This window comes from Mycobacterium sp. B14F4 (assembly GCF_039871645.1).
In the GTDB taxonomy this organism is placed as follows: domain Bacteria; phylum Actinomycetota; class Actinomycetes; order Mycobacteriales; family Mycobacteriaceae; genus Mycobacterium.
The window spans coordinates 19,549-32,012 of record NZ_JBDPMF010000002.1; the positions used below are offsets into that span (position 1 = coordinate 19,549).

Below are 12,464 nucleotides of genomic sequence, written 5' to 3' on the forward strand. Positions count from 1 at the left end.
ACAAAAGGTGGTGGCATGGACACTCGCACCCCGTTGAGCCTCGGCCAACTGCTGCTGGCCCTGGACCGCACCATGGTCACGCTCGTCGAGGCGCCACGCGGGCTCGACATGCCGGTCGGCTCGGTCGCTCTCGTCGACGCCGACGACGTACGGCTGGGTCTGGCGGTCGGGCCGAGTTCGGCGGACCTGTTCTTCCTGCTCGGGGTGTCCGACGCCGACGCGGTCCGCTGGCTCGAGCACCAGTTCGCCGGCACCGGGCGGGTGCCTGCGGCGGTCTTCGTCAAGGAGCCCTCGCCGGTGGCGGTGCACAGGGCGGTCGCGCTGGGTGCCGCCGTGGTGACCGTCGAACCGCGGGCGCGCTGGGAACTGCTGTACAAGCTCGTCAACCACGCGTTCGAGCACCACGGCGACCGCGACGACCCGCTGCGCGACTCCGGCACCGACCTGTTCGGGCTCGCGCAGTCGATCGCCGATCGCACCCGCGGGATGGTCAGCATCGAGGACGACCAGTCGCACGTGCTGGCATACTCGGCGTCCAGTGACGAGGCCGACGAGCTGCGCCGCCTCACCATTCTCGGCCGCGCCGGGCCGCCCGAACATCTGGAATGGATCGGGCAGTGGGGCATCTTCGACGCGCTGCGCTCCAGCGGTGAGGTGGTCCGCGTCGCCGAGCGACCGGAGCTGGGACTGCGGCCCCGGCTGGCGGTGGGCATCCATCTGCCCGAGTCGGATACGCGCCGGCGGCCCGGGTTCGCCGGAACCATCTGGCTGCAACAAGGTTCGGCACCGCTGGCCGACGACGTCGAGGATGTGCTGCGCGGCGGCGCGGTGCTGGCAGCCAGGATCATGTCGCGGCTGTCCGCCGCGCCGTCCAGCCACACCGTGCGGGTGCAAGAACTGCTCGGCTTCGCGGGCGACGACGTCGACGTCGCCGCCATCGGGCGCGAGTTGGCGATCGCGCTCGACGCCCGGTCCGCGCTCGTCGGCTTCGTATGCGACCGAGCGACGGTGCCCGCTGACGTGATCGCGCTGAGCGCCAGTGCTTTTCGCGCCGATGCCCAGGTCGCCACGACCGGTGAGCGGGTCTACGTGCTGCTGCCGAAGATCGGGGCGGCGGCGGCGGTGATGTCGTGGACGCGCGGCGTGGTGGCGGCGCTGGACCGGGAACTGGGGCTGACGTTGCGGGCTGTCATCGCCGCGCCGTTGACGGGCCTGGCCGCCGCGGCAGGCGCCCGCGCCGATGTGGACCGGGTCTTCGACAGCGCCCAGCGCCACCCCCGGGCGATCGGGCAGGTCACCTCACTGGACGAGGCGAGAACGACGGTGTTGCTCGACGAGATCGTGTCGCGGGTGGCGGCCCAGCCGCGGCTCATCGACCCGCGGGTGCGCCAACTGCGGGCACAGGACCCGATGCTGGCCGAGACGCTGCAGGCGTATCTCGACGGGTTCGGCGACATCGCCACCGTCGCCGAACACCTCCATGTGCATCCGAACACCGTGCGTTACCGCGTGCGCCGGATCGAGAAGTTGTTGTCGACGTCGTTGAGCGATCCCGACGACCGACTGGTACTCGCCCTCGGGTTGCGCGCGACCGAGTCGGTCAGGCCGTAAGCCGTTGCACCGCAGCGGCGATCCGCTCGTCGGTCGCGGTCAACGCCACCCGCACGTGGGTAATCCCCCGCGGGCCGTAGAACTCGCCGGGCGCGACCAGGATCCCGCGTTCGGCGAGCCACGCGACTGTTTCGCGACACGGCTCGCCGCGCGTCGCCCACAGGTACAGGCCGGCCTCGGAGTAGTCGACGGTCAGCCCGACCGAACGTAGGGCGGGCAGCAGTGCATCGCGGCGGCACGCGTAGCGGGCGCGCTGCTCTCGCTCGTGCTCGTCGTCGTCGAGCGCGGCCACCATCGCGGCCTGCACGGGCGTCGGCACCATCATCCCGGCGTGTTTGCGCACGGCCAGCAACTCGGCGATCACCACCGGATCCCCCGCGACGAAACCGGCCCGGTACCCGGCGAGCGAGGAGGTCTTCGACAGCGAGTGCACCGCCAGCAGGCCGTTGTGGTCGCCCTCGCAGACCGAGGGGTGCAACACCGACAGGGGCTGCGCGTCCCATCCCAGGCCGAGATAGCACTCGTCGGAAGCCACCACGACGCCGCGCTCGCGGGCCCAGCCGACGACCTTGCGCAGGTGGTCGACACCCAGCACCCTGCCGGTCGGATTGCTTGGCGAATTGAGGTAGACCAGCGCGGGCGTCTGCGGACCGAGTTGGGTCAGCGAGTCGGCGCGTACCACCTGCGCACCGGCCAGCCGAGCGCCGACTTCGTAGGTGGGGTAGGCCAGTTCCGGCACCACGACGACGTCGTCGGGCCCGAGACCCAGCAGGGTGGGCAGCCACGCGATGAGTTCCTTGGTGCCGATGACGGGCAGCACCGCCTGGGTCGGGACCCCGGTCACGCCGTAGCGGCGCGCCAGGGCGTTGACGGCCGAGTCCCGCAGCGCGGGGGTGCCCGCCGTCGTCGGATACCCCGGCGACGAGCCGGCCGCCGCGAGCGCCTCGCGGATCACCGGCGCCACCGGATCGACGGGGGTGCCCACGGACAGGTCGACGATGCCGTCGGGGTGCGCGCGGGCGAGCGCGGTCACGTCGGCCAGGGTGTCCCAGGGGAACACCGGCAGCGTCGCGCTACGGGGCTGTCGAAGCTCGGGACGAGCCGTTATGAGTCCTCACCTTGCGGCGGCAGGCTCTTGACCGGCTCCGGATCGTTGTCGGTCTGGCCCACCTTGGACGCACCGCCTGGCGAACCCAACTCGGTGAAGAAGTCGGCGTTGATCTGGGTGTACTGGCTCCACTGGTCCGGAACGTCGTCCTCGTAATAGATGGCCTCGACGGGACACACCGGTTCGCAGGCTCCGCAGTCCACGCACTCGTCCGGGTGGATGTACAGCATGCGGGCACCCTCGTAGATGCAGTCGACAGGGCACTCCTCGATACACGCCTTGTCTTTGATGTCGACGCAGGGTTCAGCAATCGTGTACGTCACGAGGTCTCCTCGATCTCCTGTCCGGTGGGCTGCCGTTGGCTAGGGCGTTGAGCCTGGCGGCAAGTATCCGTGGTCGATACCTGGACGGTCGTCTCAGTGTGCCCTAACTTCGCGCGCCCCCGAGTTACGGGTGGCGCGTGGTTACTGATACTAAACGTTGCACATACAGGTGCCTAGCCGCCACCCCGGGTTCGAGCGAACTTGCTGGTCGACTGCTCAGCACCGGCGCCCCATTTCTCGCCGCTCGTAGCCGGCAGTTCGCGCACGCCCGGCCCCGCCACGACCGTGCGTCAAGTGATGCCAATGCTTGGCCGTAGCGATGCGCGGCCTTGCTATACCTCCGACATGGAGCGATGTGCACCCGCCGATCCGTCTGCCGTCCTGTTCGTCCGCCAACTCACCGCCACCGAACTCGAGGCGGTGCGCGCGACGAAGCGGTTGTTCAAAGAGACCGCCTGGGACGAATGGCGCACCACCCAACCGCTTCGGTTCGAAGGGCCCAACTGCGAATTCGAGGTGACTGCGGACTTCGCGACCGATCTCGTCTCGGCGCCTGGCGTAGTCGCGTGGTTCATTCCCCGCGCCGGACGCTATGCGCGGGCAGCGGTGCTGCACGACTACCTCTGGCGCTATCCCGACCGCACCGGCTGCGACCGCCGACAGGCCGACTACCGGTTCCGGCTGCAGATGCAACGCGACGGCGTGAGCCTGCTGCGCCGCTGGGTCATGTGGGCGACGGTGCGGGCCTCGGCGATCCTGCAGGGCAAGGGCGGTGCCGGGTGGTGGAAGGACATCCCCGGCGCGGCGGCGCTGTTGCTGCTCGTCGCCGCGCCGGTCGTCGCCCTACCCGCCCTGGCCATCCTGGTCTCCACCGTGGTGTTCTGGCTTCTCGAGACCGCCGTCGCAGTCGTGGTACCCGACGAGACCCCGGCGCCGATCCAGTGGAAGACCTGATCCGCGCCACACCGACGTTCCGGCGCGAGCGTGCGCAAAGGGCTGCAAACGCGCGGCGTGTCGTGTGAAGACACGCACGTCCGCGCGAAAGAGTCGAAAGGGTTACGCAGCCAGGGGCGCGTAGGTGGTGGAGCGTTGACGCGCCGGGCGTCCGATTCCTTCGGCGATCGCCACGAGCTCTTCGACGGTCTTCGCCGAGCCGTTCTCCGAGCCGGCCATCCGCGAGATCGTCTCCTCCATCAGCGTGCCGCCGAGGTCGTTGGCGCCGCCGCCCAGCATCACCTGCGTACGCTCGACGCCGAGCTTGACCCAACTGGTCTGGATGTTGGAGATCCTGCCGTGCAACATGATCCGTGCGAGAGCATGCACGGCGCGGTTGTCGCGATGCGTCGGGCCGGGGCGCGCACCGCCGGCCAGATACAGCGGTGAGCTCTGGTGCACAAACGGCAGCGGTACGAACTCGGTGAATCCGCCTGTGCGGTCCTGTATCTCGCGCAACACCCGCAGATGGCCGACCCAGTGGTGCGGCTGGTCGACGTGGCCGTACATCATCGTCGAACTCGACCGCAGCCCCACCTCGTGTGCCGTCGTCACGACCTCGATCCACAGCGACGTCGGCAGCTTGCCCTTGGTCAGCACCCAGCGCACCTCGTCGTCGAGGATCTCGGCGGCGGTCCCCGGGATCGTGTCCAGCCCGGCTTCGCGCAGGCTCGTCAACCAGTCACGGATCGACAGGCCGCTGCGCGTGACGCCGTTGGCGATCTCCATCGGCGAGAAGGCGTGTACGTGCATCGACGGAACGCGTGCCTTGACCGCCCGCACCAGATCGGCATACCCGGTGACCGGCAGTTCCGGATCGATGCCGCCCTGCATGCAGACCTCGGTCGCGCCCGCGACGTGGGCCTCCCACGCGCGGTCGGCCACCTCGTCGACCGACAGCGAGTAGGCGTCCGCATCGCCCTTGCGCTGCGCGAACGCACAGAACCGGCAACCCGTGTAACAGATGTTGGTGAAGTTGATGTTGCGGTTGACGACGAAGGTCACGTCGTCGCCGACGGTATCGCGACGAAGCGAGTCCGCAAGCGCGGCAACGGCATCCAGGGCCGGACCGTCGGCCGTGGCCAGCGCCAGATAGCCGTCGTCCGTCAGCCCGGCCGGGTCTCGTTCGGCCGAGCGCAAGGCCGCCAGCACGTCAGTGTCGATGCGCTCGGGTGCCCGCGCCGCCAGTTCGCCGACCTTCTCGCGGATCGACTCCCAGTCGCCGAACGCGCTGCCGAGGTCGCTGCGGGTGTCGGTCAGACGACCGGTGGTGTCGATCGCCGCATGTAAATCGGTGCGTCCCAACGATTCCCAGGCCTCATCGGGCTCCTGCCACGGCCGGCCCGCCGGGTTGACGTCCAGCGCGTACCCGGTGTCGGGGTCGGCCAGCGCGTCGACGTGGCCGCGCACCCGCGGATCGATCCACGCCGCACCCGCCTGCACGTACTGCGGTTGCGCCGTCAGTCGCTGCACGAGGTCGTAGCCGGCCTCGGCGGTGACGGCCGACAACTCGTCGAGCGCGGGCCACGGCCGTTCCGGGTTGACGTGGTCGGGCGTCAGCGGGGAGACGCCGCCCCAGTCGTCGACGCCCGCGCCGACCAGTGCCAGGCATTCCGCGCGCGACACGAGGTTCGGCGGCGCCTGGATACGCATCTTGGGCCCCATCACCAACCGGGTGACCGCCACCGTCGCGACGAAGTCCTCGAAGCCCGCATCCGGCACCGCGCGCATGGCGGTGCCGTCCTTGGCGCGGAAATTCTGCACGATGACTTCCTGAACGTGCCCGAACTCCTTGTGCGAGCGCCGGATCGCGTGAACGGTCTCCGCGCGTTCGGTCAGCGTCTCCCCGATCCCGACAAGCAGTCCGGTGGTGAACGGGATCGACAAGCGGCCCGCGTCGGCCAACGTCCGCAGCCGGACCTCAGGGTCCTTGTCGGGACTGCCGTGGTGTGCCAGCCCTCTGGTCTCGAACAGTCGCCGCGACGTGGTCTCGAGCATCATGCCCATCGAAGGTGCGACCGGCTTGAGTCGCGACAGCTCCGACCAACTCATCACACCCGGGTTCAGGTGCGGCAGCAGGCCCGTCTCCTCCAGCACGCGGATGGCCATCGCCCGCACGTAGTCCAGCGTCGAGTCGTAACCACGCTCGTCGAGCCATTGCCGCGCCTCCTCCCAGCGGGTCTCCGGCCGGTCGCCGAGGGTGAACAACGCTTCCTTGCAACCTAATTCGGCACCGCGGCGCGCCACATCGAATATCTCGTCGGGCTCCATGTACAGCCCGCGGCCCTCCGCGCGCAGCCGTCCAGGAACGGTGACGAACGTGCAGTAGTGGCACTTGTCGCGACACAGGTGCGTGACCGGGATGAAGACCTTGCGCGAGTAGCTGACCGGCAGCCGTCCGTTCGGTCCGCGGCGTCCGGCAGCTTCCAGTCCCGCATCGCGCACGCGCGCCGCGCTGGCGCACAGGTCGGCGAGGTCCTCGCCGCGGGCCGTCATCGCGATGGCGGCTTCGTCGACGTTGAGCGCAACCCCGTCACGGGCCCGCCGCAGTACGCGCCGCAGTGCCGCTGGACTGGGAGTCGAGGAGATCGGTGGGACCACCGGGCTGGGCAGATCGGCGCCGCGCTGGGGGTTCAGAGCCACTCCCGTGTAACCCCGGGGTAGACGGAAATCATCCGCGCGTCTCACATCCTGAAACACCATGCGCCTGCCATACGCCTGACATAGGGGTCACCCTAGTCCCCGCAGGCCACGCTGTGGCGCCGCGGGCGCGGACGCGAGGGACCAAGTGCCCTGCAGCGACGGGAGATGGACCCTAACCTCCGCAAACTCGGCGAGATTAACGTCCAGATGATGTCTCATCGAGTGTTGCGAGGTCGCAGATGACTCTTCCCGGTCCCCTTCTGACCGCGGGTGTCGCCGCGATGACCGCGATCGCCGTCGCCGTCGTTCCGTCGGCGCCAGAAAAGTCAGAGCCGACGTCGACCACACCGGCTGTCCAGGCGGTGTCGCCGCCGGTGCAACTGGCCGCCGCAGTCCAACCGCTGGCGGTGACCGAATTACCCGACCTCCTCGCGGGCTGGGTCCAACGCGTCGTCCAACGCGTCATTGTGCCGCCCAGCGCGAGCGAGCCCTTCCCGGAGCCGCAGTTCGAGCCCGTCGTCGGGGGCACGTCGATCGGCAGCGCGATCATCAACACCTACAACGCCATCGAGCCGTGGGTGCAGTACGGCTTCGAGCTCGCGACCTATGCGGTCGGCTGGGTCCCCTACGTCGGCTGGTTGTCCGGCCAGATCATGATCTTCTACAACTTCGGCGAACGTATCGCCCGCAGCATCACCTACAACATCGCGTACTTCCTCGACGGAAACATCTCATTCATCCAGGGACTGGCCAATGTCGGGGTCGACACGGTCAACTCGTTCATTCAGCTCGGCATCGACCAGTGGAACTTCTGGTTGCCGCCGCTGCCACCGCTACCGCCGTTCCCCTTCACCGCGACCGAGACCGAGACCGAGACCGAGACCGAGACCGAAGAGATGACGGTGCAGGCATCGCTCGAGCAGTTCGCGCCGGCGCAGGGCGAACCCGTGGACGAGGGCGTCGACGGCGAGACCACGGGGACCGAAGACGAGGTCACCGAGGAAACGGGCGATGAGGCCACGACTGGAACCGACCCGACGACGGACACCTCCGGCACGGTGTCTGCGCAGGGCGAGGTGCGCGGACTCGACGCGATCACCGGAAATACTCCCGCCGCCGAAGAGGGCACCGACACCGCGGCCGACAACGACGTGAACGAAACCGAGGCCCAGACGGACGTCGATCCGACACCTCCCTCGACTGATGACGGCCCCGGGACCCCGGCGGCTGGCGGCGGGGACGAAGCGTCGGCGACCGAGTGAGGTCAGGTGTTCACGTGCCGCCACAGCAGGGCGGCAGGTGGCAGGACGCCGAGCGCGATGAGCAGTAGCGCGGCGTAGCCCATGATCCCGCTGCCGCCGAGGATCACGTCCTCGCCCGGCCCGCCCAGCGACATCAGCGCGACGGTCAGCAGCCACGTCCACAGCGGCAGCGACGCCACGCGCGGCGCCGACGTCCAGTGCAGGGCGGCCCATACCAGCGCGGCGTTGACCAGGCCCGCGATCAGTGCGCTGACGGGAAAGGGAATCGTTCCGATGCGCAGGGGCAACCAGAAAGCCGCCGCGACCGCGCAGAGCACCCCGTCGAGGGCGAGCAGCGTCAGGACCGCCACGCGCTGACGGTCCGTGGCAGGCGACCTCAGGTCGGAATGCTGTCGAGCAATCCGGCGATCGAGCCGATCACCCACTGCAGGCTGTCGAACCGGTCCTGCCAGTGCTGCAGGTTGGGATCGAGATCCGGATCCATGTGCCGTCCCTTCCGCGCCGCCGAATGTCTGGGAGCTTACCCCGGGACGCCTGCGCTATTCGAGGTTCAAGCCCGCCAGGAGGTCGGTTTCCCAACCGCGGGCGTCGCGCTCACCCGCCGTGCCCGACACCAGGACGTAGTGCTCGACCGCGCCGATCGGAAGCGCGATGTTGTTCGACAGCGCGCAGGACCGGCCGTCCGGCGCGACGCTGACCTGCGTGGCGTGCGCCCGCAGCGCGGCGACCTTGGCGGGCAACTGGTCCGGCACGTCCACCACCGCGTCGATCGCCTCGTCGGGGTGCCCGAAGGGCATGTCGTCGACGGTCACCCGCGTCCAGTCCGCAGGCACATCGTCAAGCGCGTCGAAGCCGCCGGCCATCGCCGTCTTCGACATCACGGTCCAGTAGAGCTTCGGCACCGTCCACAGGTCGCCGGGATGAGCGGACGACGCGGCGGCGGCCTCGACGGCGGCCATCGTCACCCGGTGGGCGTGGATGTGGTCGGGGTGGCCGTACCCGCCGTTCGGGTCGTAGGTGACCACGACGTGCGGGCGCAGCCCGCGAATGATCGCCACCAGCGCGCCAACCGCCTCGCCGAAGTCGGCGTCGAGGAACCGCGGGTGGTGACGCGGCGGCGTGCCCGCCATGCCCGAGTCGCGCCAGCGGCCCGCGCCGCCGAGGAACATCGGCTCGTCGACGCCGAGGGCGGCCAGCGCCGCGGTCAGCTCGCCGATGCGGTACCCGCCCAGCTGGTCAGCCGCATCGACCGCCAGGTGAGCCCACTGCTCGCCGATGACCTCGCCCTCCTCGCCGAGGGTGCACGTGACGACGCGCACCTGCGCTCCGCGCGAGGCGTAGTGCGCGATGGTCGCGCCGGTGGTCAGCGTCTCGTCGTCGGGGTGTGCGTGCACGAACAGCAGCCGCGGGGTGGTGTCCATTCGCACCAGCTTGCCGGTTGCCTGGCATAGATTCACCTGGTGTCCCGGCGCACGGTCGAGTTCGGCTGCGCGATCGTCGTCATCGGACTGCTCGCAGGTGTCGCGGGCGCCGCCACCACGTTGCTGCTGCACGGCGTCGAACACCTCACCTATCACTACTCTTTCGGCACTCTGCTGACGGGCGTCGGCGGCAGCAGTCCTGTTCGCCGCGCACTCGGACCGATGATCGGCGGGGCCGTCGCGGGCCTCGGGTGGTGGCTTCTGCGCCGGCGCAGCGAGGTGCCGCCGCTGTCCGCGGCGATCACCAGTCCCCGACCGCTGCCGCGGGCGCCACTGTCGATCGACGCCGCGCTGCAGGTGCTGCTCGTCGGGTCCGGCGCGTCACTGGGCCGCGAGGGCGCGCCTCGTCAACTCGCCGCGGCCATGGGCGACGCGGGGACGACGCGGCTGTCGCTGACCGCACGCGACCGCCAGATCCTGCTGGCCTGCGCGGCGGGCGCCGGCCTGGGCGCGGTCTACAGCGTGCCGCTCGGCGGCGCGTTGTTCACCGTTCAGATCCTGCTCAACACATGGCATCCGCGCGCGGTCGGCACGGCGCTGATCACCTCGAGCCTCGCCGTGGCGGTCGCGTCCCCTGTCACGCACCTCGACCATGCACTGACCTGGCCGCAGGCCCGACTGTCGTATCTGTTCGTGTTCCTCGCGCTCGCCCTCGCGCCACTGGCCGCGGCGGTCGGCTTGGCATTCGATCGCGTCATGGCGGCGGCCAGGCCGCACCTCCAGATCCGGTCGTGGCCGCTGATTCCCGCGATCGCGGCGGCCGGCCTGGCGACCGGCGTCTGCTCGATCTGGTGGCCCGAACTGCCCGGCAACGGGCGCAGCATTCTGACCGTCAGCGTCGACAGCGGGCTGACGCTCGGCGCCGCGGCGATGATCCTGCTTCTCAAGCCGCTGCTGACGGCGCTGTTCCTGCGCGCGGGGGCGGTCGGCGGATTGCTCACACCGGCGTTGGCGACCGGGGCGGCGACGGGTTCGGTGGTGGCATTGGCGCTCAATCACTGGGCAGGCACGGACCTCGACGTGCCGGCGGTGTCGCTGACGTGCGCGGCCGGCGTGCTCGCCATCACGCAACGGGCGCCGGCATTCGCGGCGCTGTTCGTCTGGGAACTGGCGCACCCACCGTTCTGGCTGCTGATCGTGTTCGCGGTCGCCGCGTACGCGGCGCACGGCCTGCGGGTCGTGCGGGAGAGGAAGCGTCCTCGGCCCGTTACTGCCGCGTCTTGACCCACCGCCCGGCGTCGCCGACGATGCCGACCGGGACCGCGCCGGACAGGCTCACGTTCTGCACGCTCGGCCCTGCGGCCACGATTGTCGTGTCCTGCAGGATCGGCAATACGGTCGCCATGTTCCACAGCCGCGGTTCGACGGCGGTGATGACGTCGGCTACCTCTTCCGAACCATCAAGTGCCGCATCGATTTTCGGCTGGATGCTGCGGTCGCAGATACCGGTGATGTTGCTCGGCGCCTGCACGAGTTCATCGCCCTCGGGGGGCGGGCTCGGCGTGGTGGCGGTGGGCGTGGGCCGCGGGGCCGGCGGCGCGCCGGTGCCAGGCGTCGCGGGCGCCGGGGTTGCGGGGGCCGCCGTCGGTACCGGCGTCGCCTCCAGTGCCCGGCACCCGTAGCGCGACGCCAGCGAGGTCGCGAGGTCTCCCCCGGCGTGATGCCAGCCCACCACCGCGTCGACCTGGTTGTTGGCCAGCGCCTCGCCGTAGAGGACCGCGGGGTCGAGCGCAGACACCGACGCGGTGATGCCGACGTTGCGGAGTTGGTCGGCGGCGGTGTTGGCCACGGCCCCCGACGTCGGGTCGTTGGCCGCCACCCCGATCACCAACGACAGCGGCACCCCGTCCTTGGTGATGCGGCCGCGGTCGCCGTCCGGCGGCGGTGCCCCCGGCGTCGGTGGCGCCGACGTCCGGACCGGCTCCAGCTCGTAGCCCGCATCCGCGAGCAGCCCGAGCGCATCCTCCTTGGCCATCGCCGGCGGCGCCGTCGGCACGTAACCGGGATCCGACGGCGAGCGCACCTGCGCCTGCGCCAACGTGACCGTGTTCTCGTCACCGGCCCCCACCGCGGCCAGCAGGTCCACGTCGAGCAGACCCTGAATCGCCCTGCGCACCTGCGTATCCGCCAGCGCGGGCTGCTGCGCCCGCAGCGTCAGCTGCATGACGCGCGGCGTGACGATCCGCGCGGTTCGCACGTCGGGAATCGCGGACAGCTGAGCGAACGCGGACGCACCGCCGTGCACCTGGGCCACCTGCGTGTCACCGTTGCGGATGGAGTCGGCCAGCGCCGCCGAGTCGCCGCCACGGCGGAACAGCACCTGGTCCGGTTTCGCCGGCGCACTCCAGTACCGGTCGTTGCGGGCCAGCAGGATCTCGTCGCGTTGCGGGTCGATGTTCTCCACCCGGAACTGGCCGCCGGTGACGGGTAGCGCCCGGGCCAGCCCGGCGGCGAATCCGCCGGGCACGTCCTTGACGATGTGGGCGGGCAGGATGTCGTTGAACAGCTCTCTCCACGCCGGGTACGGCTGCGAGAAGGTCACCACCGCGGTCTTGCCGCCCTCCACCGACTGCACGCCGGTGATCAGGTCGTAACCCGCGGGATCGACGACCCCCGGCTGGCTGACCATCTGCCGCCACAGGTACCAGAAGTCGTCGGCGGCGATGGGGGCGTTGTCGGTCCACGACGCCTCGGGCCGGATCTTGTAGGTGACGGTGAACGGGTTCTGGCTCGTCACCTCCGCCGACTCCAGCAGCGTGGTGTCGATCTCCCACCGCGACCCCGTCGCGGTGTTCGGATCCGGGATCGGCCGAAACGAACTCGGCAGCACCAGCGAGCTGATCGCCGCGTTGACCGGCGACTGATCCGACAGCAGGTGCGGATTGAAGCCGGGGCCGATCCAGTCGATGGCCACGATGATCTGAGTGGCCTTCATCGGAGGGGGCGGCGGCGACTCCGAGGTGTCCGTGCTCTGCGGGGCCGGCGGCGGGCTGACGGTGCAACCTGCCACCAGCGTCATCAGCGCGAACAGCGCAACGACGAC

10 protein-coding genes are annotated in these 12,464 nt (G+C 70.0%); 4 read left to right on the forward strand and 6 right to left on the reverse strand.

Going from position 1 to position 12,464, the window contains the following annotated elements; translation table 11 throughout:
- The first annotated feature begins 15 nt into the window (after positions 1–15).
- A complete protein-coding gene (locus ABGB19_RS05150) occupies positions 16–1,611 on the forward strand; it encodes a helix-turn-helix domain-containing protein (protein ID WP_347684799.1) in 1,596 nt (531 codons plus the stop codon).
- Here ABGB19_RS05150 and dapC read toward each other — a convergent pair.
- Both dapC and fdxA read right to left on the reverse strand, forming a co-directional pair.
- On the reverse strand, positions 1,601–2,719 hold the full coding sequence (dapC, locus tag ABGB19_RS05155; RefSeq protein ID WP_347685627.1) for a succinyldiaminopimelate transaminase: 1,119 nt from the start codon (positions 2,717–2,719) through the stop codon (positions 1,601–1,603). The two genes, ABGB19_RS05150 and dapC, sit on opposite strands and share 11 nt — an antisense overlap.
- Positions 2,716–3,042 carry a ferredoxin gene (gene fdxA, locus ABGB19_RS05160; protein ID WP_347684801.1) on the reverse strand — a complete coding sequence of 109 codons (327 nt, stop codon included), beginning with the start codon at positions 3,040–3,042 and terminating at the stop codon, positions 2,716–2,718. Before fdxA ends, dapC begins: the two co-directional genes overlap by 4 nt.
- Before the next feature lie 345 nt (positions 3,043–3,387).
- Between fdxA and ABGB19_RS05165 the strand changes: the two genes are divergently transcribed.
- On the forward strand, positions 3,388–3,996 hold the full coding sequence (locus ABGB19_RS05165; protein ID WP_347684803.1) for a DUF1353 domain-containing protein: 609 nt from the start codon (positions 3,388–3,390) through the stop codon (positions 3,994–3,996).
- A 102-nt stretch (positions 3,997–4,098) separates the two neighbouring features.
- Here ABGB19_RS05165 and ABGB19_RS05170 read toward each other — a convergent pair whose 3' ends face one another.
- Positions 4,099–6,678, reverse strand: a complete 2,580-nt coding sequence (locus tag ABGB19_RS05170) for a bifunctional FO biosynthesis protein CofGH (protein ID WP_347684805.1) — start codon at positions 6,676–6,678, stop codon at positions 4,099–4,101.
- A 239-nt stretch (positions 6,679–6,917) separates the two neighbouring features.
- Here ABGB19_RS05170 and ABGB19_RS05175 point away from each other — a divergent pair, with 239 nt between their 5' ends.
- A complete protein-coding gene (locus ABGB19_RS05175; protein WP_347684807.1) occupies positions 6,918–7,940 on the forward strand; it encodes a hypothetical protein in 1,023 nt (340 codons plus the stop codon).
- A 2-nt stretch (positions 7,941–7,942) separates the two neighbouring features.
- Here the strand turns inward: ABGB19_RS05175 and ABGB19_RS05180 are convergent, their stop codons facing one another.
- Together ABGB19_RS05180 and mshB are read right to left on the reverse strand one after the other, a co-directional pair.
- The gene (locus ABGB19_RS05180) at positions 7,943–8,365 is read right to left on the reverse strand and encodes a hypothetical protein (protein ID WP_347684809.1); all 423 of its coding nucleotides are present in this window, start codon (positions 8,363–8,365) and stop codon (positions 7,943–7,945) included.
- 114 nt (positions 8,366–8,479) lie between these two features.
- Positions 8,480–9,361: an N-acetyl-1-D-myo-inositol-2-amino-2-deoxy-alpha-D-glucopyranoside deacetylase gene (gene mshB, locus ABGB19_RS05185; protein WP_347684811.1), complete on the reverse strand. Its 882-nt coding sequence runs from the start codon at positions 9,359–9,361 to the stop codon at positions 8,480–8,482.
- A gap of 39 nt (positions 9,362–9,400) precedes the next feature.
- On the opposite strand from mshB, the gene ABGB19_RS05190 reads away from it, so the two are divergent.
- Positions 9,401–10,645 (forward strand): chloride channel protein, encoded by a 1,245-nt coding sequence (locus ABGB19_RS05190; RefSeq protein WP_347684813.1) that lies wholly within the window; start codon positions 9,401–9,403, stop codon positions 10,643–10,645.
- On the opposite strand, the gene ABGB19_RS05195 is transcribed toward ABGB19_RS05190, so the two are convergent.
- Complete coding sequence (locus ABGB19_RS05195) at positions 10,629–12,440, reverse strand: ABC transporter family substrate-binding protein (RefSeq protein WP_347685628.1); 1,812 nt, start codon at positions 12,438–12,440, stop codon at positions 10,629–10,631. The two genes, ABGB19_RS05190 and ABGB19_RS05195, sit on opposite strands and share 17 nt — an antisense overlap.
- Positions 12,441–12,464: the final 24 nt, after the last annotated feature.